Origin of the sequence: Pseudomonas sp. AD21, assembly GCF_002878485.1 — a bacterium.
Classification (GTDB): Bacteria; Pseudomonadota; Gammaproteobacteria; order Pseudomonadales; family Pseudomonadaceae; genus Aquipseudomonas.
In genome coordinates this window covers 37833-60079 of record NZ_NQYG01000003.1, presented here as the reverse complement: position 1 = coordinate 60079, position 22247 = coordinate 37833, and the positions used below count along the sequence as shown (strand labels likewise).

The following is a 22247-nucleotide window of genomic DNA, read 5'->3' as shown; positions in this document are numbered from 1 at the left end:
TCTGGAAATGCTGCAAGTCGACAAGCTGCACCAGTACTACGGCGGAAGCCACATCCTGCGCGGCCTGAGCTTTGACGTGAAGGTCGGCGAAGTCACCTGCCTGCTCGGGCGTAACGGCGTGGGCAAGACCACCCTGCTCAAATGCCTGATGGGCCTGCTGCCGGCCAAGGAAGGTGCGGTGAATTGGGAAGGCAAAGCGATCACCACGCTCAAGCCACACCAGCGCGTACACGCCGGGATCGCCTATGTGCCCCAGGGCCGGGAAATCTTCGGCCGGCTGACGGTGGAAGAAAACCTGCTGATGGGGCTGTCACGATTTCCCGGCAGCGAAGCGAAACAAGTCCCAGGTTTCATCTACGAATTATTCCCGGTGCTGCTACAAATGAAGCAGCGTCGCGGTGGCGACCTGTCCGGCGGCCAGCAACAGCAACTGGCGATTGGTCGTGCACTGGCCAGCCGCCCGCGTTTGTTGATCCTCGACGAACCCACCGAAGGCATTCAGCCGTCGGTGATCAAGGAGATTGGTGCGGTGATCAAGAAACTTGCGGCCCGTGGTGACATGGCGATTTTGCTGGTGGAACAGTTCTACGATTTCGCCGCTGAACTGGCCGACCAATATCTGGTGATGTCCCGAGGCGAAATCGTGCAGCAGGGGCGCGGTGAGAATATGGAAGCCGAAGGGGTACGCGGTCTGGTGACGATCTGAGCTGCACGTCGTCAGCCGTCATCGCTATTACCCGTATGGCCGCCAACCCTTGCCCACCGGCCCCGCTACATCCCAATACGGGCTGGTTTTCTCGACAGTCAGCGTGCCCATTGCCGCCACACGCCGAACAAAAAATCTGGCGGTCATGTGCCCCTCAAGCAAGTACCTGTCGATGTTGGCGCCCATCGAACCATCCGCTTCGAACATCATGGATTCGGCGCTCGAGAACGTGCTGTGATACTTCAGCAATGCGCCGTCCGGGGTCCGGCGGAATACGCAAAAGCCCCGGGTGCTGTCCACCAGACCTGAGGTTTTGCCCTGCTGAAGACTGAACAGCAGTGACCGGGGCGAGAAAAACTGTCGGTACATTTCAGACTGCTCCGGCGGTAGTCGCGTGCCCAGTAGCTCCGGTCCCAGATATACCCCCGCCAGTGTCTGATCGCCGGGTAACAGAAAGCCTCCCGCCACGGCGGGAAACACCTGTTCGATTGCCAGCAAACCATCAGCCCGTTGCAACGGCACTGTCGCAACGTATTCGTCGCGGTCGCGATGCTTGAGGATGAATCCCACGCGCAGGTGCTCCGGGATGGAGGGCACACGAAGCAAGGCATCGTTCAGCGCCGAAACCGGGTCCTGGAAAATACCGGTGAACAATGGCTGGATTACAGGAGGCCCCGGTGTGGCCGGTTGATAGGGAATCCACTGAGCCGTGATCGGCCCCCGCCATCCGTCCCAAAGTGTGCCTGGATCCAGGATACGGATATGGCCGATGGCCGCGATCCGCCTGACCATGTCCTCAGGCGTGCGGCCCATTCGGAAGACGGGACTGTAGGGTGAGTCCGGTGGATTGATGGAATAAGCCAGCAGCGAACCAGAAGGCCCGGACACATAATTGTGTTTGAAAAAATCCCGATGGTTGAATGCGCCATGGACATCCGGCATCGACGGCAGCGCGTTGAACAACCTGACCTGAGCCTCGTTGAAGGTCGGGTTGGCCTTGGCCACTCTGGCGTGGATATCCAGGTGGCTGTGCCATCGACCTACGCAACGGTAACCCGCTGGATGGCTGATGACCTGGGTCAGCGGGTCGAAATCCAGCAAACGCTCGAGGTCAAAGCTCATCGCTTCACCGTGAATCGGCGTTGTCGCAACAAACCGGCCATCCGCGCGCTGCAAAACAAGCGCACCGTATTCTCTGTCGAGCGGGCGCTCATGTTGATGAAGCCAGTACGCGGCATCGTCTTCGTTAATGAAGGGCTGGCTGACAGGGGGTAGAACCGGTGCAGACGCAGGCTTTTTTTCAAGGGAGTGATTGGCAAGCTGCTCTAGCAGGCGCCGTGCACTTTCACGATCTGTATGGGCGGTCATCAACAAACTCCAGGATGCTCAGTCACCCCACAGAGGAAGCGGGGCGTACGCCTGGATATTGAGTTCTTCAGCAGAGCCGCATGCGGTACATATGTATGGCAAAAAACGCAGTTGGCACCGTTTTGTTGCACTACATTTCATGATGCGCCTTTCATTGGTGCGCCAGAATGACCACCGGCCACCTTCTGTTGCGATGCCCTGCGGCACAGCCTTTGCAGACATCGTGACGACCAGACAATAAGCATCGACCATGACTCTTCCTGCTTCCAGCGCCTTGTTCACCCCCAGTTGGCTTGCTGAACTTGAATTGGGCTACGCCCGAATCGGCGACGCCACGCGACCGGTCCTGCGCCGGCATAAAGGCCCCTTGCGAGTGCAGAAGCATCTTTATGCCGAAGGACCTGAAGTCTGCCAGCACATCATCGTCCACCCACCGGGCGGGATCGCCGGCGGTGACCGGCTGAGCATCAGTGCCCGCGTCGAATCGCACGCCTGGGCACAGATCACCAGCCCTGGCGCGGCCAAGTGGTATCGCGCCAGCGGGCCGGCTTATCAAAATCTCGATTTGCAGGTGGCGGCCGGGGCGACGCTGGAATGGCTCCCCCAGGAAACCATCATCTACAGCGCGGCACAGGCTGAACTCACGACTTCAATTGATCTGCGGGGTGATGCGCGGCTGTTCTACTGGGACGTGGTGGCGCTGGGTCGCCCGGCCAGTGGCGAGCGTTTCGACCTCGGACATTTTCAGGCGCGCCTGGATATTCGCCGCGACGGCCGCTTGCTCTGGCATGAGCGCCAGCGCATCAGCGGCAATGACGGGTTGCTTGATTCGCCCATCGGGCTGGATGGCAGCCCGGTATTTGCGACGTTGCTGGTCACCGGTGAAATCGATGCCGAGATGCTGGAGCGGTGTCGTTCGCTGGGCCATGAGGTGCGAGGGGATCTGACGCAGTTGCCCGGATTGCTGGTTGCCCGCTGCCTGGCGAGCGAGGCACTGCTGGCCCGCGCCTGGCTCATTGATTTATGGCGTTTGCTCAGACCCGCCCTGCTAGGTCGCGACGCCCAGCCCCCACGAATCTGGAACACCTGAAATGCACTTTAATGTGGGAGCGAGCCTGCTCGCGAAAGCCTCCTGTCAGCCAACACATGTACTGCATGTGAGCCCGTATTCGCGAGCAGGCTCGCTCCCACAGGGATCTATGCCAACAGTCCCGACCCTTTTCAATCTGCCCTGATGGATACCCACAATGGACCTGACCCCACGCGAAAAAGACAAACTGTTGATCTTCACCGCCGGCCTCGTCGCTGAGCGTCGACTGGCGCGCGGTGTGAAGCTCAACTACCCGGAAGCCATGGCCTACATCTCCGCAGCGCTGCTTGAAGGTGCCCGGGATGGCCAGACCGTGGCCGAGCTGATGCACTACGGCACCACCCTGCTGAGCCGCGAGCAAGTGATGGAGGGGATCCCGGAAATGATCCCGGAGATCCAGGTCGAAGCGACATTCCCCGACGGCACCAAGCTGGTCACCGTCCACCAACCGATCGTCTGAGGCCGCGCCATGCCCTACACCATTCGCGATGCCCTGCACGCCGACCTGCCGGCGATCCGCGACATCTACAACGACGCGGTGCTCAACACCACGGCGATCTGGAACGAATCGGCGGTCGACCTCGGCAACCGCCAGGCCTGGTTCAGCGCCCGCCAGGCCCAGGCCTACCCGATTCTGGTGATCGTCAACGCCGACAACGGCGTGCTCGGCTACGCTTCGTTTGGTGACTGGCGGCCGTTCGACGGTTTCCGCCACACCGTCGAGCACTCGGTCTATGTGCGCAGCGACCAGCGCGGCAACGGCATTGGCCCGCAATTGATGAACGCGCTGATCGAGCGGGCAAAAGCCTGCGGCAAGCACGTGATGGTCGCCGCCATCGAAAGTGGCAACGTCGCCTCCATTCGTCTGCACGAGCGCGCCGGTTTCAGCATCACCGGGCAAATGCCGCAGGTCGGCACCAAGTTCGGCCGCTGGCTCGACCTGACGTTCATGCAACTGACCCTCAATCCTGGCGCACAGCCGCCGGTCGCCAACAAGGAGTGACACGCGATGAACCCCGCCCAACTGCGACGCGTCAATGCGGAAAGTTTTGCGCACTATCGTCAGGGCCTGATTGATCTGCTGCTCGACGCCGTGGGCTATGGCGCCAGCGTCGGTTTCATGGCCGACCTCGATGCCGCCCAGGCGCGCGCCTATTTCGATGATGTTCAGCAACAGGTGAACAAGGGCAGCGTGTTGCTCTGGGTGGTGGTCAAGGATGAAGAGGTGCAGGCCAGCGTGCAGCTGGGCCTGTGCCAGAAGGCCAACGGCCTCAATCGCGCCGAAGTGCAGAAACTGCTGGTGCGCGAACAGGCGCGCCGGCGCGGCCTCGGTCAGCAATTGATGAATGCACTGGAACTCGAAGCGGCCAAGCACAAGCGCGGCATGCTCTACCTCGACACAGAAGCTGGTTCGCCGGCTGAAGATTTCTATAAAGCCCTGGGTTACACCCGCGCCGGTGAAATACCTGATTACGCCTGCAACCCGCACGGTACGTATCGGGCCACCGCCCTCTACTACAAGATTCTGCAAGGAGCCCGGCCATGATTCCCGGCGAGTACCAGATCCAGCCCGGCGACATCGAACTGAATGTCGGCCGCCGCACCGTCAACCTGAAAGTCGCCAACAGCGGCGACCGGCCGATCCAGGTCGGTTCGCACTATCACTTCTTCGAAAGCAACGATGCGCTGATCTTTGATCGCGCCGCCAGCCGTGGCATGCGCCTGAATATTCCAGCCGGGACTGCCGTGCGCTTCGAGCCGGGGCAGAGCCGCGAAATCGAACTGGTCGAATATGCCGGGCATCGGCGGGTGTTCGGTTTTGCCGGGCGAATCATGGGCAACCTCGACTGACTGATCGTTCCCACGCTCTGCGTGGGAACGATCAATTTTTGCAAGGAATTGAAATGAAGATTTCCCGGCAAGCCTACGCCGACATGTTCGGCCCCACCGTCGGCGACAAGGTGCGCCTGGCGGACACCGAGCTGTGGATCGAAGTCGAAAAAGACTTCACCACCTACGGCGAAGAAGTGAAGTTCGGCGGCGGCAAAGTGATCCGCGACGGCCAGGGCCAGAGCCAGTTGCTGGCCGCCGAAGTGGTCGACACGCTGATTACCAACGCGCTGATCATCGACCACTGGGGCATCGTCAAGGCCGACGTCGGCCTCAAGGACGGGCGCATCGCCGCGATCGGCAAGGCCGGCAACCCGGACGTGCAGCCGAACGTGACCATCGCTATCGGCGCCAGCACCGAAGTGATCGCCGGTGAAGGCATGATCCTCACCGCCGGCGGCATCGACACGCACATCCACTTCATCTGCCCGCAGCAGATCGAGGAAGCGCTGATGAGCGGCGTCACCACCATGATCGGCGGCGGCACGGGGCCGGCGACCGGCACCAACGCCACCACCTGCACTTCCGGCCCGTGGCACCTGGCGCGCATGCTCCAGGCCGCTGATGCGTTCCCGATGAACATCGGCCTCACCGGCAAGGGCAACGCCAGCCTGCCGGAGCCGTTGATCGAGCAGGTCAAGGCCGGCGCCATCGGCCTCAAGCTGCACGAAGACTGGGGCACCACCCCGGCGAGCATCGACAACTGCCTGAGTGTCGCCGACCAGTACGACGTGCAGGTGGCGATCCACACCGACACCCTCAACGAATCGGGCTTCGTCGAAACCACTCTCGGCGCGTTCAAGGGCCGCACCATCCATACCTACCACACCGAAGGTGCCGGTGGCGGCCACGCGCCGGACATCATCAAGGCCTGCGGTTTCCCTAACGTATTGCCGAGTTCGACCAACCCGACCCGGCCGTTCACCCGCAACACCATCGACGAACACCTCGACATGTTGATGGTCTGCCACCACCTCGACCCGAGCATCGCCGAAGACGTGGCGTTCGCCGAAAGCCGCATCCGCCGCGAAACGATTGCCGCCGAAGACATCCTCCACGACCTCGGCGCGTTCTCGATGATCAGCTCCGACAGCCAGGCCATGGGCCGCGTCGGTGAAGTCATCACGCGCACCTGGCAGACCGCCGACAAGATGAAAAAGCAGCGCGGCCCGCTGCCTCAGGACGGCGAAGGCAACGACAACTTCCGCGCCAAACGCTACATCGCCAAGTACACGATCAACCCGGCGATCACCCACGGCATCAGCCATGAAGTCGGTTCGATCGAAGTTGGCAAATGGGCCGATCTGGTGCTCTGGCGTCCAGCGTTTTTTGGCGTGAAGCCGACGTTGATTCTCAAGGGCGGCGCGATTGCCGCCAGCCTCATGGGCGATGCCAACGCGTCGATCCCCACACCGCAACCCGTGCACTACCGCCCGATGTTCGCCAGCTACGGCGGCTCGCTGCACGCCACCAGCCTGACGTTCATCAGCCAGGCGGCCCTGGAGGCCGGACTGCCGGAGGCCCTGGGCCTGAAGAAGAAAATCGGCGTGGTCAAAGGTTGCCGCGAGGTGCAGAAAACCGACCTGATCCACAACGACTATCTGCCGAACATCGATGTCGACCCGCAGACTTATCAGGTCAAGGCCGACGGTGTGCTTCTGTGGTGTGAACCGGCTGAAACCCTGCCGATGGCCCAGCGCTACTTCTTGTTCTGAGGCCGCCGACACACGGTAAAAGGCCCCGGGTCCGTGCCTTGCGCACAGACCCGGGGCCTTTTTCATGGGCGCGCAAAACCGCCGCTGCAACTGATCGTGTATTTCCCGCCAAAGGGACTACTATTCGATTCGCGCCACCTATTTTCAGGTACTGCCCATGCGTCTTTCCGAGTTCATCGTGGCCAACATCGACCCTATCGTCGATGAATGGGAACAGTTTGCCGCGACCATCACGCCGGCCGCCGACTATCTGGATTCCGCCGCGCTGCGCGATCACGCCAGTGCCATTCTGCGGGCCGCCGCCCGCGACATGAACAAACCGCAGAGCCCTGACGAACAGGCTGCCAAAGCCAAGGGCGAAGGCCCGGAAAAGACCCCAAGCCTGGACGAGGCCGGCGCCAGCCATGGCGAGCTGCGCCACACCGTGGGTTTCGATCTGGTGCAGATGACCTCCGAGTTCCGCCATCTGCGTGCCTGCGTGATCCGCCTGTGGGTCAACAGCCTCGACTCGCCGGACATGACCTATTTCCAGGACATGATCCGCTTCAACGAAGCCATTGATGAAGCGCTGGCCGAATCGACTGCGGCCTACGCCGAACAGGTCAATCGCTCGCGGGACATCTTCCTCGCCATCCTCGGCCACGACCTGCGTGCGCCGCTGCAAGCGGTGAGCATGTCCACCGAGTTGCTGCTGCGCAAAGCCAGCCTTGAAGGCGATGCCCTGACCTGCGCCCTGCACATCAAGCGCGGCGCGCGGCACATGGCAGTGATGGTCAGCGACCTGCTGGAACTGGTGCGCAGTCGACTGGGCAGAAGCCTGCCGATCGAACCGGCGCCGATGGACCTGGCCAATGCCGCACGGGCGGCGATTGCCGAGGCGTGCGCCGGCAATCCGGAGTGCGATCCGAAGCTCAAGGTGAACGGCGACACGCGCGGTACCTGGGATGCCGGACGGCTCGATCAGCTCCTGCAAAACCTGATCGGCAATGCGCTGCAGCACGGTGCGAACAATCGCGACGTAACCCTCACACTCAGCGGCGAGGGCGACAGTGTGTGTTTGTCGGTGCATAACTATGGCCCGCCGATTTCCGAAGAAGCCATTGGCACGATTTTCGACCCGTTGGTGCGCAGCGCCGACGAAGAACTCGGGCAGCCGTCGACCAGCCTCGGGTTGGGCCTGTTTATCGTCAAGGAAGTGGTCACCGCGCATGGCGGGACGATCGAAGTCAGCTCGAGCGCGGCTGACGGGACGTTGTTCAGTGTGGTGTTGCCCAGAACGGTTTAAGCAGGCTTACCGCGTTATCGTTCTTCGCGAGCAAGCCCGCTCCCACAGGAGACCGTGATCACATGTGGGAGCGGGCTTGCTCGCGAAGAGGCCCGATCAAGCAACCGATAAACATCAGACAGACTACTCGACCACCAACCGCCCCAAACGCTGGCGCAACATCCGGTTCTCGGCCCGCAGCTCCTGCACTTCTTCAAGCAGATCGAGCGCCAGGGCGACGCCCTCCCACTCAAGCTCAAGATCGCGCCGCAACTTGGCGGCGCGCTTGGCCAGACTCAGCTCGTAATCGGTGAAGCGCCATTCCCGGGGCTGCGCGCCCTGAGGTTCGAGGATGCCGTGTTCGACGATTTCGATCACGTAGACGTCCGACAAGTCGGCCGCCTCACAGAATTCTGCCAGGTCCAGTTGAACGATCAGGGGGCTGCTCATGATGGGCTACTCCGTCGTCGGGTTCAGAAGTTCTCTCGCGGATTGAAGGCGGCTTTCTTCGCCAGTTCCTGCCACAGCGCCTTGACCTCATCGTCCGAGGTTTTCGGCATCACGGCTTTGAGCTGCACGAACAGATAACCGCGCTCACCGGCCTTGTTTTTCAAGCCATGCCCCTTGGCGCGCATGCGCTGGCCGTTCTGGCTGCCGGCCGGGACCTTGAGGTTGATCTTGCCGGTCAGGGTCGGCACGGCCACCTCGGCACCCAGCGCCAGTTCCCACGGCGCCAGAGGCAGGGTGATGATCAGGTTTTCGCCTTCGACATCGAATTTCGGATGCGGCGCAAAGCGAATGGTCAGGTACAGGTCGCCATTGGCCCCGCCTCCAATGCCAGGCGCGCCCTGCCCCTTGAGGCGGATGCGCTCGCCGTCGGTCACGCCCGCCGGGATCTTCACGTTCAGGCTCTTGCTGGTGTTGCTGACGTGCTGACCATTGGCGTTGTATTGCGGGATCTGGAAGCTGACTTTCTTCGACTCGTCCGACAGCGTCTCCTCAAGGAAGATCGGCAGTTCCATTTCCACGTCTTGCCCTCGGCGCCCTGCACTGCGTTGTTGCCGACCTTCGCCGCCACCGAAACCGGGGCCACGATTGCCGAAGATCGAACTGAAGAAGTCCGAGAAGTCGCCGGTGTCGCCACCGCCGCCGCCAAAGCCGCCACGGCTCTGCCAGCCCGGTGGCCCCTGAAACGGCTGACCGTGCTGGCCGTAGCGGCGCAGTTCGTCGTACTCGGCGCGTTTGTCGGCGCTTTTCAGCGCTTCATAAGCTTCCGAGGCGTCCTTGAACTTGGCCTCGGCGTCTTTTTCCTTGCTGACATCGGGGTGGTATTTGCGCGCCAGCTTGCGATAGGCCGCCTTGATCGCCTTGTCGTCCGCTGTCGGCTCCACGCCGAGTATCTTGTAATAGTCTTTGAAGTCCATCGAAGGAATCACCATCCGTTATCGATTTCGCGCCGAGGCCAGCATGCGCTCATTCGCGCGTGCCGGGTTGACCGATCTCAAACTTGTGACCGGGTGGCGCAGCAGAAGTTTATCGGCAGTGGACGACGGTTCTTGCGACCGCCGGTATGTCTGCCGGCCCATGCCAGCAAGTTTGGGGCGAAGCTGCGACTTTCAAGAAGCTTAGTCGTGAAATAGCAGATGACCGGCCTTCGAATCTGTCGCGCACTGACATACACTGCGCGGCCGTTTTTTGACCGGAACCCGAAAGACATGAACAACGCCTCTCCAGCCCGTGCCTGCGGCATCGACTTCGGCACCTCCAACTCCACCGTCGGCTGGCTGCGCCCCGGCATGGAAACGATGATCGCGCTGGAAGACGACAAAATCACCCTGCCGTCGGTGGTCTTCTTCAACATCGAGGAGCGCCGCCCGGTTTACGGTCGCCTGGCGCTGCACGAGTACCTGGAAGGCTACGAAGGCCGGCTGATGCGCTCGCTCAAGAGCCTGCTGGGTTCCAAGCTGATCAAGCACGACACCAGCGTCCTCGGCACCGCGATGCCGTTCAAGGACTTGCTGGGGCTGTTCATCGGCCAATTGAAGAGCCGCGCCGAAACGGCTGCCGGTCGAGAGTTCGAACACGTGGTTCTGGGCCGCCCGGTGTTCTTCGTCGATGACGATCCGCTGGCCGACCAGGAAGCCGAAGACACCCTGGTGGAAGTCGCGCGCAAACTCGGCTTCAAGGATGTGTCGTTCCAGTACGAACCGATTGCTGCAGCGTTCGACTATGAGTCGACCATCGAAAAAGAAGAGCTGGTACTAATCGTAGACATCGGCGGTGGTACGTCCGACTTTTCCTTGGTGCGTCTGTCGCCCGAGCGTCGCAGCATGGACAACCGCCACGACGACATCCTCGCCACCGGCGGCGTGCATATCGGCGGTACCGACTTCGATAAACAGCTGAGCCTGCAAGGCCTGATGCCGCTCTTCGGCTACGGCAGCCGGATGAAGAGCGGCGCCTACATGCCGACCAGCCACCACATGAACCTGGCGACCTGGCACACCATCAACTCGGTGTACTCGCAAAAATCCAGCCTGGCGCTGGGCAGCATGCGCTACGACATCGAGGACACCGGCGGCATCGACCGACTGTTCAAGCTGATCGAACAGCGCGCCGGGCACTGGCTGGCGATGGAGGTCGAAGAAACCAAGATCCAGCTGACCCACACCGACAGCCGCCATGTACCGCTGGACCGGATCGAGCCAGGCCTGAGCGTGGAACTGAGCCGCGCCTTGTTCGAATCGTCGATCGACGCCTTGCTGGAACGCGTGCGCGGCAGCGTCACGCAGTTGTTGAACGACGCCAACGTGGCGGTGGGTCAGATCGATACGGTGTTCTTCACCGGTGGTTCCAGCGGCATCCCGGCACTGCGCAACAGCGTCTCGGCGATGCTGCCGAATGCGCGTCATGTTGAAGGCAATATCTTTGGCAGCATTGGCAGCGGGTTGGCGATTGAGGCGATGAAGCGTTACGGCTCGGTGAACTGATCCAAAATGGGCGGTGCACCCTTCGCGAGCAAGCCCGCTCCCACAGGTTCGGTGTGATCCTGTGGGAGCGGGCTTGCTCGCGAAAGGGGCGGCTCAGACGCTACAAAGCCTGGATCAGACCATCCCGCCCAGCTTCAACTCACTCTTCAGATACGCGTAATAAATCGGCCCCGCCACCACTCCCGGCAGGCCGAATGCGGCTTCGAACACCAGCATCGCCAGCAGCAACTCCCACGACTTGGCACTGATCTGCCCGCCGACAATGCGCGCGTTGAGGAAGTACTCGAGCTTGTGGATAAAGATCAGATAGCCCAGCGCCGCCACCGCCACCCAGATCGACAGCGACAGGCCGACGATGGTAATCAGCGTGTTCGACATCAGGTTACCGATCACCGGCAGCAGGCCGAGCAGGAAGGTCAGGACGATCAGGGTCTTGGTCAACGGCAGCTTGATGCCGAACAGAGGCAAGATCACCGCAAGGAAGATCGCGGTGAAGAAGGTGTTCAGCAGGGAAATCTTGATCTGCGCGAAGACGATATTGCGAAAGGCCTGGACCAGCAGATGCAGACGGTCGAACAGTGCGGCGGCCAGCGGTTTGCGTTTGGTCACGTCGGGAATGCGCTGCAAGGCGATGATCGCGCCGAGCACCATGCCGATCAGCAAAGTGACGAACATGTGTGCCGCGTCTTTGCCGACCAGTTGCAGGTCGGCCAGGTGCTTGCTTGCCCAATCGCCGATGGCCACGCGGAACTCGGCGGCGCTGGCGGGCAGATAGCTGTCGAGAAATGGCGGCAGTTGACCGCGAGCGCGATCGACCACGCCCATGAATTTGTCGAGAGAGGCACCGGGATTTTCCGCTTCATGCAGGAGAAAACTGATAGCGCCGGCGAAGATCAACGCCAGTACGCTGACCACCAACGTGCCCAGCAGCGCCACCGCCAGCCAGCGCGCGCGCCGGCCTTCGATCAGCCGTTGCAGTTGCGGGGTGAGCATGTTGACCAGCTCGAACACCAGCAAACCGGCCAGCAGACTGGGCAACAAGCGCAACGGCAATGCCAGCAGCAACCCGCCGCAAATGATGATGCAACTGACCCAGAACACAACATGACGCTCAGAAAACGTTGGCATACAGCCTCAAAACGAACGGCGTAAAAGGATTGGCAGTCTGCCAGCGTTCCCGAGAGAGCACTAGGAATATGCAGGTTTTGAGATTGTCGCTGACATTAGCGCCCTCTTCGCGAGCAAGCTCGCTCCCACATTGGAACTGCAGCATTCACCACCAATGTGGCAACACCCGGGTTATGCAGGGTTTGAGATTGGCGGTGCTGCAGCAGACGCCATCGCGAGCAGGCTCACTCCTACACTTGAAATACGTTCCCCTGTAGGAGTGAGCCTGCTCGCGATGAGGCCGGCACGCTCACCACCAGATCAGGGAGTTATTTTTTCTTCAGGCAATCACTCATGAATGTCTTGCGCGCATCGCCGGTCAGGGCTTTGGTTTTCGCGTCGGCGTTGCAGGTTTTCATTTTTTCCTGCTGCGGGGTCAGGGTCTTGGCGTCGTTGGCCGCCGGTGCTGCCTTGAGGCAGGTGCTCATGAAAGTCTTGCGCTCATCGCCTTTGAGGCTCTTGGCGGTAGCGTCGGCATTGCAGGTGGTCATTTTGTTCTGTTGCGCCGTGGCGGCGAAACCCTGGGAACACAGGAGCAGACCGATCATCAACAAAGGGACACGCAACATCTTCATGGAGTTTTCTCCTTGTCGCCGCACCGATGGGTGCGACCTCTGCTGAAGTGTAGCCAAATCTTGTTACACCTTCCTGCCTTCCTGATGGCTGCGACGATACTGCTCCGGCGTGCATCCGGCCTGCCGGGCGAACATGGCGATAAACGCCGAGCCGCTGCTGTAACCCAGATCGAAGGCGATTTCCTGCACGCTCCTTGTGCTTTCCAGTGCCTCGATCGCTGCCAGATAGCGCAGACGCTGGCGCCATTCGCCGAAACTCATCCCCAGTTCGCGCACGAACTGTCGGGCCAGCGTGCGCTCACTGACGTGCACCTGCGCCGCCCAGTGCGCCAGCGGCTGATTGCTCCCCGGATCGGCCTGCAATGCGTCGAGAATCGCCAGCAACCCGGGATGGCTCGCGTACGGCAGATAGCATTCATGCACCGGCGCTTGCTGCAGTTGATCAACCAGCACTTGGGCCAGACGCTGATCGGCATCGAGTTCGGGGATTTGCACATCGCGGGCGGCGAAGTCCTTGAGGATCGCCTTGAGGATGTCGCTGATCGCCAGCGTGCAGGCGCGTGCCGGCAGATCGGCGCAGACCTTGGCATCGAGGCACACCGCGCGATAATTGACCGGCTGGTGGCTGTAGAAACTGTGCTCGACCTGCGGCGGCACCCACACCGCGTAGTGCGGCGGCGACATGAAGCGGCTGCCGTCGACGTCCATGTGCAACACGCCGTGGGCCGCATACTCCAGCGTGCCCCACGGATGGCGGTGCGGAGCGGCGTATTCATGGGTGTTGAAGTCGGCGTAGCGAAAGTACACCGCTGACGGCAGTTCGCTGAAATCCAGCAGATCGATGTGTTTACTGTTCATGCTGTCCGGTTTCAGAGGCAGGTTGTCCGGTTCGCAGTATAGGGCTGCATCCAGACAGGAGATAATCACCGTTCATCAACGTTATGGTTTTAACCCATGCAATACGCGTTTCCCTTGCTGGCGATTTTCATCTGGGCCGGCAACACCGTGATCAACAAACTGGCCGTCGGGGCGATCTTCCCCGCCGAGATCGGTTTTTACCGCTGGCTGCTCGCCGGCCTGCTGTTCACGCCTTTCATGCTCAAAGCGGTAGTCACCCACTGGCCGCAGATCCGCCCGAACCTGGGCAAGATCTTCGTCCTCGGCGTGCTCGGCATGGCGATCTATCAGAGCCTGGCCTACTTCGCCGCCACCCTGACCACCGCGACCAACATGGGCATCATTCTGTCGTTGATGCCGCTGATGTCGCTGGCCATGGCGATCATCAGCCTCGGCCAGCGCCTGACCGCCGGTGCATTGTTCGGCGCGGTGCTGTCGTTCGCCGGCGTGCTGGTGGTGGTGTCATCCGGCAGCCTCGGCGCGCTGCTGCAACACGGGGTGAACCTGGGTGACGCGATGATGCTGATCGCCACCCTCGCCTACGCGATCTACAGCACCTTGCTGAAAAAATGGCAGCTGCGCCTGCCGCCGCTGGTGTTGCTGTACCTGCAGGTGCTGGTGGCGATTGTGGTGCTGTTTCCGCTGTATGCCGCCTCGCCGAAAACCGGCCTGACCGTGCAGAACATTCCGCTGGTGCTGTACGCGTGCCTGCTGGCGTCGATGCTCGCGCCGCTGGCGTGGATGCAGGCGGTGCAGCGTCTGGGACCGAGCCGCACGACACTGTTCTTCAACTTGCTGCCGCTGATCACCGCGCTGATTGCCGCGGTGGTGTTGAAGGAAGAGTTGGCGATGTACCACTTGGTCGGAGGTTTGCTGACCTTGGGCGGGGTGATTCTTTCCGAGCGTTGGACCACCGTTCTAGGCCGCAAACTCAGCGTCGCCTGATCAGGCCTCTTCGCGAGCAAGCCCGCTCCCACATTCGACCGAGTTCCATCAGGTGGAATGCATTCCAAATATGGGAGCGGGCTTGCTCGCGAAGAACGATAACGCGGTGTAACTGACCTTCACACGCCGGCAGCCTTGAGCCGCGCCGCATGCTCGACAAACAGCCGCACCGGATCCGCGCCCTTGCCCACCAGCCCCAGCGACTGGTTGACGATGTCGAAGTGATCCAACGGGTAATCGTCGCCAATCACCGTGCCCAGGTGCGAGCTATACCGCCCGACCATCCCGTCACACTGCCCTGGCTCACGCACAAAGGTTGTCGCGAACAACCGACAACTGCGATTGGTGCCGTCAAACAGGTTGCCGCCGCGATCGGTCTTGCCCGGTTGCAGCGTCCCTGACCACGAGTAATACCGCACGCCGTTGACCTCTTCCGGTCCGTGCCCGCCCCAGGTCTCGGGCAGGCCCTGTGGATAACGCCGATTGAACAGCGCCACCCCTTCGCTGGTCAGCGATTGATGCGAGGCGTGGATGTCCACCGGCAGCTTCGGCCCGTGGTAACCGGTTTCCAGCAACGCCATCAGCGAGCCGACAAAACGCAGCAGCGCCTCAAGCAGGCGGCCCTTGGCGCTGTCCGCCGGGTAATGTTTTTGCAGGTAGTCGGCCAGTTCCGAACCGTGATTGGGCCCGGCCACCGAGGTCACCGACGCAACCAGATCCGGTCGCTTGGCCGCAGCGTAACGGGCGGTCAGCGAACCCTGACTGTGGCCGAACAGATTGACTCTGGCGGCGCCGGTCTCGCGCAGAATCTCGTCGATCCGCGCCAGCAACTGCTCGCCGCGCACCTCGGTGCAATTGAGCGGCGACACCTGCACCGCGATCACCGTTGCACCACCGCGGCGCAACGCCTTGATAATCCCGTACCAGTACGGGTACAGCAGCAGCCGGATAAACCCGAGCATGCCCGGCACCAGCACCAGTGGATAACGTGTCGCCGTACCTTGTGACATGGGCAAACATCCTTGTGGTCGCTGAGTGGATGCCAGACGTGCAAAACGCCCGCCAAGCATCCCCCACGATGATGACAACGCCACGACCAGCCTACTTCAGGCCCACCACCCCCGCCACAATCAGTCCCACCGACAGCAGTTTTACCAGCGTCAGGCTTTCGCCGAGCAAGGCAAAACCGAGAAACACCGTGCCCAGCGAGCCGATTGCCGTCCAGATCGGATAGGCAACGCTCACCGGTAACTCGCGCATCGCCAACGTCAGGAAGTAGACCCCGCCAACGGCCGCCACCACGGTGATCACCGACGGCCACAAGCGGGTGAAGCCTTCGGCGTACTTCATGCCCATGGCGAACGTGACTTCGAACCCGGCGGCGATCAGCAGGAACAGCCAGGCCATCTAGAACGCCCGGGCGAGGTCGAGCAAACGTTGCTCGGCCTCGGCCACCGACACCGCGAAGGTGCGCTCTGCCGACTCTTCCCCCTCGGCCGCGACCACGGTGACGTCGTTGATGCCGACAAACCCCAGCGCCGTGCGCAACCATGGATCGGCATGGTTCAGCGCTTCCAGTTCACCGCCCGGGCCGAAGCCGAAACCGCCACGGCTGGTGACGATCAGGGCTTTCTTGCCCTGCAACAGCGGCGTGTATTGGGCCACGCCGTTGTCCAGGGTGTAATCGAAGGTCAGGCCCAGGCGCACGATCTGATCGACCCAGGCCTTGAGGCCGCTGGGCACGCTGAAGTTGTACATCGGCGTGGAAATCAGCAGCAGATCATGCTCGAACAACTCGCCGACCAGTTGATCGCTGAGCGCCAGATCGGCCCGCATCGACAACGGCCGCGCTTGCGGCTCCGGGTAAAACGCCGCTGCCACGAACGCCTCGTTGACTGCTGGAATCAGCGCCCGTCCGACTTCGCGACGGGTGACTTGAGCCTGCGGGTGGCGCAGTTGCCAGGCGCTGAGAAAACTTTCCGCCAGGCGCCGTGAGTGCGAACGATCACCCCGTGGGCTGGCATGAATCGCAAGAATCCTGTTCATCTGTATTTGCTCCGGACTAGAATCAAACTGCTTGTGGCTTGCAGCTTGCGGCCCGTCACTGCGTCTCTTCAAATGAGTAAAAATCAGTCGGGATGAATCCATTTCATCCATGGAGTTTCCAATGTTCGCTTCGTTGCCGCTGACCGCCCTGCGCGCCTTCGAGTCCGCCTCGCGCCTGCTGAGTTTCAAGGCCGCCGCCGAAGAGTTGTCGGTCACGCCCACCGCGATCTCCCATCAGATCCGTTCGCTGGAAGACTGGCTCGGCGTGGCGCTATTCGAACGCCTGCCGCGTCAGGTGCGCCTGACCGAGGGCGGTGAGCGACTGTTTCGCAGCCTGCACGGCGCGCTGCTGGAAGTGGCGCAAAGCGTCGACACCCTGCGCCCGCAGCGCAGCGGCAGCAGCCTGACGCTGTCAACCACCGCCGCGTTCGCCGCGCTGTGGCTGGTGCCGCGCCTCGGGCGGTTTTATGCGCAACACCCGAACATCAACGTGCGGCTTGACACCCACTGCGAAGTCATCGACCTGCATCAGGACGCCAGCGTCGATCTGGTGTTGCGCTACAGCCTCGACGACTACCCCAATCTCTACGGGATGTGCCTGTTCGATGAGTCATTCGGGGTGTATGGATCGCCGGAGCAGGTGGCGCTGGCCGCCCGGCGCACGCCGGCGCTGATCAGCGTGCGCTGGCACAACTCAAAGCTCTTTGCCCATGGCTGGGAGGCGTGGTGCGCGCGGTCTGGCGAACACTGGCTGAAGCAGCACCCGGCAATCCGCGAATACGACGAAGAGCATTACGCCCTGCAGGCGGCGATTGCCGGGCAAGGCCTGGTGCTGGCGAGCAATATTCTGGTTTCCGAAAGCGTCGCCAGTGGCTTGCTGGTGCCATACAAGGGCCAGGTGCAGGTCGATGGCGCGGGTTACAGCGCGCTGTGCGTGCCGGGGCGCGAACGGCATCCGCCGGTGCGGGCGTTTTTTACCTGGTTACAGGCAGAAGCCGTGTTGTCCGGGCTGACGCCAAGATCGCAGCCTTCGGCAGCGCCAACAGGGAGCCCCGGGTAAAACCGATAAAACTTTTTGCATCGCGCATGACTCACAACTTGGGTACGCGATCACGCCTGTAGAGCGTGGCGCCCATTGGATTAGCCTCCTGGAGATCGAAATGAGCGATGACCTGCATTTGTCTGATGTAAAAACCCTGCGCGAGCGCGCACGGCAACACGTCGAGAACGGCGCGGTAACCGAGAGCTACAGCGCCAACCGTGAGGAAGTGCTGCGCTTGCTCAATGAATCGTTGGCCACCGAGCTGGTCTGCGTCCTGCGCTACAAGCGTCACTACTTCATGGCCAACGGCCTGAAAGCCAATGTGGCCGCCAACGAATTCCTCGAACACGCGACCCAGGAAGCACAACACGCCGACCGTCTGGCCGAGCGCATCGTGCAACTGGGCGGCGAGCCGGAGTTCAATCCGGACCTGCTGTCGAAAATGTCCCACGCCCAGTACGTGGCCGGGAACACCTTGAAGGAAATGGTCTACGAAGACCTGGTGGCAGAGCGGATCGCCATCGACAGCTACCGCGAAATCATTCAGTACATCGGCGAAAAAGACCCGACCACCCGGCGCATCTTCGAAGACATCCTGGCGCAGGAAGAAGAGCATGCGGATGACATGGCCGACATTCTGAAAGACCTCTGAACCTTCGATACCGCTATCGCGAGCAGGCTCACTCCTACAAGTTTTGCGCTGTACCTGTAGGAGTGAGCCTGCTCGCGATGACGCTTTTACAAACGCTGAAGATTTACTTCGTTGGCTTGACGGTGACGGGCGCCTTGCCCGCCTTCATCTGCTGCAGCAACGGTGCACACTGATTCGGCTCACCACCGCTCGGCGCCACCAGCGCCAGCAGCCCCGCTGCCGGTGCGGCGATCACGCCCAACGCGACCATTCCCGCGCCGCGCAGCAACAGCGGCACTGCCTTCACGCCAGCATCCGGCTTGATGAACTTGCCACGCACGTACAACGGCGAACGCAGCGAGATCAAACGCCAGCCCTTGGATTCCGGGGTCACGGTCAGGTCCAGTTGCTCGGTGGCCATGTTCGCCGTGCCGTCGATATAGATGATCGCGTTCTCGGTATCGAAGACAAACAGGCGTGTAGTCGCCAGGCCAGTCTTGATGTCGAAGTCGGCTGCTGCGCAGTTGATCTTCACTTCCTTGTCGCCAAAGATCTTGCCAACCACATAGTTGCCGACGTTGAGCCCCGCCAGTTCCATCAGCTCGCGGCTGATCGCACCGTCGTTGATCAGCATCTTGAGGTTGCCATTGGCGCCGCCCAGCAGCTTGGCCACCGAGTTGCCGCGACCGCTGATGTCGGCGTCGCCATTGAGCTCACCGAAGCTGGTTTTCATCGGTTCGAAGGTCGGGAATAGCTGCTTGAGCTTGAAGCCTCGGGCGGTCAGTTTGGCCCGGCCTTCCAGCGGTTCGGTGCGGCCGTTGAGGCGGATCTGCGCATCCAGATTGCCGCCGGCCACGCCAAAGCGCAGCGGCTCGAGGCCGAGTTCGCCGTCATTGAGTTTCAGGTGGGTATAGAGGTCGGTGAACGGCAGTTTTTCGCTGTGCACGATGCGTTTGCCGGTGAACTCTACGTCGGCGTCCATCGCGCGCCAGCGGTCGGTCTTGAACTCTTCGACCGGCAGCACTTTGTCCGTCGGCTGTTTGCTCTCGCCACCGCGGGCCTTTTGCTTGTCATTCGAGTCGGCGCCGATCAGCGGCGCGAGGTCGGCGAACAGCAGTTGATTGGACAGCAGCGCACCGCTGAGTTTTGGCCGCGGCTGGCTGGCGACGTAGGTCAGATCGCCGTGAATATCGCTGCTGCCGATCTTGCCGTTGAACTGCTCGTAGGTGAATTTCGCCCCGCCAGCGTCGTGCAGTTTGGCAATCAGATGGCCGTCGGTGGAATACGGCGGCGTGTCCGGCAGGGTCACGCCGGTCAGCGGATAGAGGTTACCGAGGCTGGCACCGGCCAGTTTCAGACGCAGATCGAGGGCGCCGAGGTTGAGCGGGTCGGTCAGGGTGCCGGCCAGTTCGATGCTGGTGGCGCCGATCTTCGCCTGGGCCTGCAGCGGGAACGGTTTGTTCGCGTCCTGCAACGCCAGTAGCCCGCCGATCTTGCCCTGGCCGGTAAGGTTCTGACCGTGATACTGGCCTTTGACCTTCAGCGCGAACGCATAATCCTGCGGTGCAGCGCCCTTGTCCTGCGCAGTCTTCGCAGCTTTGTCACCGACGATCTCGCTGAACGGAATCGGTTTGCCCAGCGGATCGATCACCACGTCCAGGCTGGTCTTCAGCGTCTGATCGTCCAGCGTGACGTGGCCCTTGTCGAAGCCGATCGCGCCGATGTCCACCACCCAACTGGACGGTTCGGCGTTCGGGTCCTTCGGATCGAACTTGAACGTCCAATTGGCGCGGCCATCGGCCAGGCGTTGCAGTTGCGCGTTGGGTTCGGTCAGGTCGATGCGCGGGATCGTCACCCGTTGTGCCAGCAGCGCCAGCGGTGAGATGCGCAGTTCCACGCGTTTGAGGGTGACCATCTGCGGCTGCTTCGACCACTGCGGATTGCCCAGCGTCAAGTCTTCAGCGACCACGTGCGGCCACGGCACCCAGGCCCGCCAGCCACCCTCGTCCGGCTCGCGCTGCCAGATCACCGCGAGGTTGCCATTGATGGCAAACGGTCGATGCAGTTCTTCCGAGACTTTGGCGTTGAGCGGCGGTTTGATCCGGTTCCAATCGAAGAACACGATGATCAGAACCAGCACCGCCAGCAGCAGTACGAGGGTGGCGAAGGTCCAACTGAAGATTTTCCCGGTGCGCGTCATGCACAAGACTCCTGATGACGACCGCACGCCGACTTCGCGACGCACAGCTGAAACGACGGGCCAAAGCGGCCCTCATGAATTCTACGACTGGCAAACAGTGCGCAGGTTTAATCGGAATATAGATTCCGGGGCAAAAAATCGCCCGAATGCTGACCGATTGGTCGAACAGCGTTACCGCCACCCGCACATTTGCGAGGCGCGAGTGAGTCGAAAATACCCACTGCGGTGCAAAACCACCGTCCGCAAACGCCCGAGATAGAGCGCCTCAGTGGAACAATCAATTCTGTTGATTATTACCATTGCGTTTATGAACTTTTATATCGACTTATCGAGAGTAGCATTGGCTTCGTACCCACTTTATCGCCCTCCCAAGGAGCAACCCATCATGAAACGCCAATTGCTGCTCAGCCTTACCCTGTCGATGCTAGCCAGCACTGCTTTCGCTCTGCCCGCTGCCGATCAGGCTACCCCACAAGTGAAATCGAACCACTCGGTATTCAGCCAGACTGTTGCTGCTGACGGCGGCGACCGTACTCCACAAGGTCAGACCCTGGCTGAAAACGGCCGTAACCGTCTGGAAGAAAAAGGCCTGGTACAAGATGGCTACGACAAGACTCCACAAGGTCAAGCTGTAGCAGAAGGTGGCCGTGATCGCCTGGAAGAGAAAGGTCTGGTTCAAGACGGCTATGACAAGACTCCACAAGGTCAGTCCCTGGCTTCTGACGGCTACGACAAAACCCCACAAGGTCAGACCCTGGCTTCTGATGGCTACGATAAAACCCCACAAGGTCAAACTCTGGCCGAAGGTGGTGGTGACCGTGTGATCGAACGCAACAGCGCTTTGAGCTAAGCCCGTGGCGGCCTGGAAAAAAAGCCCAATCACCCGATTGGGCTTTTGACTTTTTCAGCTCCGGCAACCGCAAGACTGCATTTTACCTCGCTGAATATCCCCTGCCGTTCGACGCCGACAAAGCCGATTTGCTAGAGTGCGGCGCTTGTCCCGCCGAAGAAAACGCCTTTGCGATGCTGCCCCGCGCCGAACAGAAACAACAGACCCGCAATGCCCTGATGGACGCTGCCCGCCATTTGATGGAAAGCGGCCGAGGATTCGGCAGCCTGAGCTTGCGCGAAGTGACCAAGACCGCGGGCATCGTGCCAACCGGTTTCTATCGGCATTTCGCCGACATGGACGAGTTGGGTCTGGTGCTGGTCAGTGAAGTCGGCCAGACCTTCCGCGCGACCATCCGCCTGGTGCGCCACAATGAATTCGTCATGGGCGGCATCATCGATGCCTCGGTGCGGATCTTCCTCGACGTGGTCAGCGCCAACCGTTCGCAGTTCCTGTTTCTCGCCCGCGAGCAGTACGGCGGCTCGCAGCCGGTGCGCCAGGCGATTGGCCGTCTGCGCGAGAACATCAGCGCCGACCTCGCGGCCGACCTGACGCTGATGCCCAAGCTGCAACATCTGGACGCTGCCGGCCTGAGCGTGATGGCCGACCTGATCGTCAAATCGGTGTTCGCCACACTGCCGGACATCATCGACCCACCCGCCGAAGCCCTGCCGGAACATCTGACGCCACAAGCGAAGATCACCCAGCAACTGCGCTTCATCTTTATCGGCCTCAAGCACTGGCAAGGGCTGGGCAGTACCGAGTAATTCCCTCTTCCGGATCTACCACAAATCCCCCCCTGTAGGAGTGAGCCTGCTCGCGATAACGGTTT

At 61.3% G+C, this 22247-nt stretch carries 25 protein-coding genes; 14 read left to right on the top strand and 11 right to left on the bottom strand.

What is annotated here, in order from left to right; genetic code table 11:
* Nucleotides 1–7: 7 nt before the first annotated feature.
* Nucleotides 8–706, top strand: a complete 699-nt coding sequence (urtE, locus tag PseAD21_RS02515) for an urea ABC transporter ATP-binding subunit UrtE (protein WP_102354359.1) — start codon at nucleotides 8–10, stop codon at nucleotides 704–706.
* Nucleotides 707–733: 27 nt separating this feature from the next.
* Here the strand turns inward: urtE and PseAD21_RS02510 are convergent, their stop codons facing one another.
* Both PseAD21_RS02510 and PseAD21_RS29430 read right to left on the bottom strand, forming a co-directional pair.
* Complete coding sequence (locus PseAD21_RS02510; RefSeq protein ID WP_102354358.1) at nucleotides 734–2074, bottom strand: DUF4329 domain-containing protein; 1341 nt, start codon at nucleotides 2072–2074, stop codon at nucleotides 734–736.
* Between the two features lie 18 nt (nucleotides 2075–2092).
* Nucleotides 2093–2326 (bottom strand): hypothetical protein, encoded by a 234-nt coding sequence (locus tag PseAD21_RS29430; protein ID WP_146011255.1) that lies wholly within the window; start codon nucleotides 2324–2326, stop codon nucleotides 2093–2095.
* On the opposite strand from PseAD21_RS29430, the gene PseAD21_RS02505 reads away from it, so the two are divergent.
* From PseAD21_RS02505 to PseAD21_RS02475, 7 genes are all read left to right on the top strand, one after another.
* On the top strand, nucleotides 2325–3164 hold the full coding sequence (locus tag PseAD21_RS02505; RefSeq protein ID WP_102354357.1) for an urease accessory protein UreD: 840 nt from the start codon (nucleotides 2325–2327) through the stop codon (nucleotides 3162–3164). The genes PseAD21_RS29430 and PseAD21_RS02505 overlap by 2 nt on opposite strands.
* A gap of 157 nt (nucleotides 3165–3321) precedes the next feature.
* Complete coding sequence (ureA, locus tag PseAD21_RS02500; protein ID WP_003221215.1) at nucleotides 3322–3624, top strand: urease subunit gamma; 303 nt, start codon at nucleotides 3322–3324, stop codon at nucleotides 3622–3624.
* 9 nt (nucleotides 3625–3633) lie between these two features.
* Nucleotides 3634–4167, top strand: a complete 534-nt coding sequence (locus tag PseAD21_RS02495; RefSeq protein WP_102354356.1) for a GNAT family N-acetyltransferase — start codon at nucleotides 3634–3636, stop codon at nucleotides 4165–4167.
* A gap of 6 nt (nucleotides 4168–4173) precedes the next feature.
* Entirely contained in the window at nucleotides 4174–4710 is a 537-nt protein-coding gene (locus PseAD21_RS02490) for a GNAT family N-acetyltransferase (RefSeq protein ID WP_102354355.1), read from the top strand.
* Nucleotides 4707–5015 carry an urease subunit beta gene (locus PseAD21_RS02485; RefSeq protein WP_102354354.1) on the top strand — a complete coding sequence of 103 codons (309 nt, stop codon included), beginning with the start codon at nucleotides 4707–4709 and terminating at the stop codon, nucleotides 5013–5015. Before PseAD21_RS02490 ends, PseAD21_RS02485 begins: the two co-directional genes overlap by 4 nt.
* Before the next feature lie 53 nt (nucleotides 5016–5068).
* Nucleotides 5069–6769, top strand: a complete 1701-nt coding sequence (gene ureC / locus PseAD21_RS02480; RefSeq protein WP_102354353.1) for an urease subunit alpha — start codon at nucleotides 5069–5071, stop codon at nucleotides 6767–6769.
* 157 nt (nucleotides 6770–6926) lie between these two features.
* Nucleotides 6927–8054: a sensor histidine kinase KdpD gene (locus PseAD21_RS02475; RefSeq protein ID WP_102354352.1), complete on the top strand. Its 1128-nt coding sequence runs from the start codon at nucleotides 6927–6929 to the stop codon at nucleotides 8052–8054.
* Nucleotides 8055–8177: 123 nt separating this feature from the next.
* On the opposite strand, the gene PseAD21_RS02470 is transcribed toward PseAD21_RS02475, so the two are convergent.
* Both PseAD21_RS02470 and PseAD21_RS02465 read right to left on the bottom strand, forming a co-directional pair.
* Complete coding sequence (locus tag PseAD21_RS02470; protein ID WP_102354351.1) at nucleotides 8178–8483, bottom strand: chaperone modulator CbpM; 306 nt, start codon at nucleotides 8481–8483, stop codon at nucleotides 8178–8180.
* 23 nt (nucleotides 8484–8506) lie between these two features.
* Nucleotides 8507–9457: a DnaJ C-terminal domain-containing protein gene (locus PseAD21_RS02465; protein ID WP_102354469.1), complete on the bottom strand. Its 951-nt coding sequence runs from the start codon at nucleotides 9455–9457 to the stop codon at nucleotides 8507–8509.
* Between the two features lie 291 nt (nucleotides 9458–9748).
* On the opposite strand from PseAD21_RS02465, the gene PseAD21_RS02460 reads away from it, so the two are divergent.
* On the top strand, nucleotides 9749–11023 hold the full coding sequence (locus tag PseAD21_RS02460; protein ID WP_102354350.1) for an Hsp70 family protein: 1275 nt from the start codon (nucleotides 9749–9751) through the stop codon (nucleotides 11021–11023).
* A gap of 114 nt (nucleotides 11024–11137) precedes the next feature.
* On the opposite strand, the gene PseAD21_RS02455 is transcribed toward PseAD21_RS02460, so the two are convergent.
* From PseAD21_RS02455 to PseAD21_RS02445, 3 genes are all read right to left on the bottom strand, one after another.
* Entirely contained in the window at nucleotides 11138–12151 is a 1014-nt protein-coding gene (locus PseAD21_RS02455; RefSeq protein WP_102354349.1) for an AI-2E family transporter, read from the bottom strand.
* 308 nt (nucleotides 12152–12459) lie between these two features.
* Nucleotides 12460–12765, bottom strand: coding sequence for a PsiF family protein (locus PseAD21_RS02450; protein ID WP_025111807.1), 306 nt, complete (start codon nucleotides 12763–12765; stop codon nucleotides 12460–12462).
* A gap of 63 nt (nucleotides 12766–12828) precedes the next feature.
* Nucleotides 12829–13623, bottom strand: coding sequence for a helix-turn-helix transcriptional regulator (locus PseAD21_RS02445; protein ID WP_102354468.1), 795 nt, complete (start codon nucleotides 13621–13623; stop codon nucleotides 12829–12831).
* A gap of 96 nt (nucleotides 13624–13719) precedes the next feature.
* Here PseAD21_RS02445 and PseAD21_RS02440 point away from each other — a divergent pair, with 96 nt between their 5' ends.
* Nucleotides 13720–14607, top strand: coding sequence for a DMT family transporter (locus PseAD21_RS02440; protein ID WP_102354348.1), 888 nt, complete (start codon nucleotides 13720–13722; stop codon nucleotides 14605–14607).
* Nucleotides 14608–14726: 119 nt separating this feature from the next.
* On the opposite strand, the gene PseAD21_RS02435 is transcribed toward PseAD21_RS02440, so the two are convergent.
* From PseAD21_RS02435 to PseAD21_RS02425, 3 genes are all read right to left on the bottom strand, one after another.
* Nucleotides 14727–15617 (bottom strand): triacylglycerol lipase, encoded by an 891-nt coding sequence (locus PseAD21_RS02435; protein WP_102354347.1) that lies wholly within the window; start codon nucleotides 15615–15617, stop codon nucleotides 14727–14729.
* 91 nt (nucleotides 15618–15708) lie between these two features.
* A complete protein-coding gene (locus tag PseAD21_RS02430) occupies nucleotides 15709–16014 on the bottom strand; it encodes a multidrug efflux SMR transporter (RefSeq protein ID WP_102354346.1) in 306 nt (101 codons plus the stop codon).
* Nucleotides 16015–16653: an FMN-dependent NADH-azoreductase gene (locus tag PseAD21_RS02425; RefSeq protein WP_102354345.1), complete on the bottom strand. Its 639-nt coding sequence runs from the start codon at nucleotides 16651–16653 to the stop codon at nucleotides 16015–16017.
* 109 nt (nucleotides 16654–16762) lie between these two features.
* Between PseAD21_RS02425 and PseAD21_RS02420 the strand changes: the two genes are divergently transcribed.
* The gene (locus PseAD21_RS02420; RefSeq protein ID WP_178082082.1) at nucleotides 16763–17713 is read left to right on the top strand and encodes a LysR substrate-binding domain-containing protein; all 951 of its coding nucleotides are present in this window, start codon (nucleotides 16763–16765) and stop codon (nucleotides 17711–17713) included.
* A 100-nt stretch (nucleotides 17714–17813) separates the two neighbouring features.
* Nucleotides 17814–18347, top strand: coding sequence for a bacterioferritin (locus tag PseAD21_RS02415; protein WP_102354343.1), 534 nt, complete (start codon nucleotides 17814–17816; stop codon nucleotides 18345–18347).
* 103 nt (nucleotides 18348–18450) lie between these two features.
* Here the strand turns inward: PseAD21_RS02415 and PseAD21_RS02410 are convergent, their stop codons facing one another.
* The gene (locus tag PseAD21_RS02410; protein WP_102354342.1) at nucleotides 18451–20526 is read right to left on the bottom strand and encodes an AsmA family protein; all 2076 of its coding nucleotides are present in this window, start codon (nucleotides 20524–20526) and stop codon (nucleotides 18451–18453) included.
* Between the two features lie 385 nt (nucleotides 20527–20911).
* Here PseAD21_RS02410 and PseAD21_RS02405 point away from each other — a divergent pair, with 385 nt between their 5' ends.
* A complete protein-coding gene (locus PseAD21_RS02405) occupies nucleotides 20912–21376 on the top strand; it encodes a hypothetical protein (RefSeq protein WP_102354341.1) in 465 nt (154 codons plus the stop codon).
* Between the two features lie 173 nt (nucleotides 21377–21549).
* A complete protein-coding gene (locus PseAD21_RS02400) occupies nucleotides 21550–22182 on the top strand; it encodes a TetR family transcriptional regulator (RefSeq protein ID WP_102354340.1) in 633 nt (210 codons plus the stop codon).
* The last annotated feature ends 65 nt before the right edge of the window (nucleotides 22183–22247 follow it).

Coding starts and splice junctions, on each gene's coding strand:
- urtE (WP_102354359.1), top strand. CDS start 8: ATGCTGCAAGTCGACAAGCTGCACCAGTACTACGGCGGAAGCCACATC.
- PseAD21_RS02510 (WP_102354358.1), bottom strand. CDS start 2,074: ATGACCGCCCATACAGATCGTGAAAGTGCACGGCGCCTGCTAGAGCAG.
- PseAD21_RS02505 (WP_102354357.1), top strand. CDS start 2,325: ATGACTCTTCCTGCTTCCAGCGCCTTGTTCACCCCCAGTTGGCTTGCT.
- PseAD21_RS29430 (WP_146011255.1), bottom strand. CDS start 2,326: ATGGTCGATGCTTATTGTCTGGTCGTCACGATGTCTGCAAAGGCTGTG.
- ureA (WP_003221215.1), top strand. CDS start 3,322: ATGGACCTGACCCCACGCGAAAAAGACAAACTGTTGATCTTCACCGCC.
- PseAD21_RS02495 (WP_102354356.1), top strand. CDS start 3,634: ATGCCCTACACCATTCGCGATGCCCTGCACGCCGACCTGCCGGCGATC.
- PseAD21_RS02490 (WP_102354355.1), top strand. CDS start 4,174: ATGAACCCCGCCCAACTGCGACGCGTCAATGCGGAAAGTTTTGCGCAC.
- PseAD21_RS02485 (WP_102354354.1), top strand. CDS start 4,707: ATGATTCCCGGCGAGTACCAGATCCAGCCCGGCGACATCGAACTGAAT.
- ureC (WP_102354353.1), top strand. CDS start 5,069: ATGAAGATTTCCCGGCAAGCCTACGCCGACATGTTCGGCCCCACCGTC.
- PseAD21_RS02475 (WP_102354352.1), top strand. CDS start 6,927: ATGCGTCTTTCCGAGTTCATCGTGGCCAACATCGACCCTATCGTCGAT.
- PseAD21_RS02470 (WP_102354351.1), bottom strand. CDS start 8,483: ATGAGCAGCCCCCTGATCGTTCAACTGGACCTGGCAGAATTCTGTGAG.
- PseAD21_RS02465 (WP_102354469.1), bottom strand. CDS start 9,457: ATGGACTTCAAAGACTATTACAAGATACTCGGCGTGGAGCCGACAGCG.
- PseAD21_RS02460 (WP_102354350.1), top strand. CDS start 9,749: ATGAACAACGCCTCTCCAGCCCGTGCCTGCGGCATCGACTTCGGCACC.
- PseAD21_RS02455 (WP_102354349.1), bottom strand. CDS start 12,151: ATGCCAACGTTTTCTGAGCGTCATGTTGTGTTCTGGGTCAGTTGCATC.
- PseAD21_RS02450 (WP_025111807.1), bottom strand. CDS start 12,765: ATGAAGATGTTGCGTGTCCCTTTGTTGATGATCGGTCTGCTCCTGTGT.
- PseAD21_RS02445 (WP_102354468.1), bottom strand. CDS start 13,623: ATGAACAGTAAACACATCGATCTGCTGGATTTCAGCGAACTGCCGTCA.
- PseAD21_RS02440 (WP_102354348.1), top strand. CDS start 13,720: ATGCAATACGCGTTTCCCTTGCTGGCGATTTTCATCTGGGCCGGCAAC.
- PseAD21_RS02435 (WP_102354347.1), bottom strand. CDS start 15,617: ATGTCACAAGGTACGGCGACACGTTATCCACTGGTGCTGGTGCCGGGC.
- PseAD21_RS02430 (WP_102354346.1), bottom strand. CDS start 16,014: ATGGCCTGGCTGTTCCTGCTGATCGCCGCCGGGTTCGAAGTCACGTTC.
- PseAD21_RS02425 (WP_102354345.1), bottom strand. CDS start 16,653: ATGAACAGGATTCTTGCGATTCATGCCAGCCCACGGGGTGATCGTTCG.
- PseAD21_RS02420 (WP_178082082.1), top strand. CDS start 16,763: ATGGAGTTTCCAATGTTCGCTTCGTTGCCGCTGACCGCCCTGCGCGCC.
- PseAD21_RS02415 (WP_102354343.1), top strand. CDS start 17,814: ATGAGCGATGACCTGCATTTGTCTGATGTAAAAACCCTGCGCGAGCGC.
- PseAD21_RS02410 (WP_102354342.1), bottom strand. CDS start 20,526: ATGACGCGCACCGGGAAAATCTTCAGTTGGACCTTCGCCACCCTCGTA.
- PseAD21_RS02405 (WP_102354341.1), top strand. CDS start 20,912: ATGAAACGCCAATTGCTGCTCAGCCTTACCCTGTCGATGCTAGCCAGC.
- PseAD21_RS02400 (WP_102354340.1), top strand. CDS start 21,550: ATGCTGCCCCGCGCCGAACAGAAACAACAGACCCGCAATGCCCTGATG.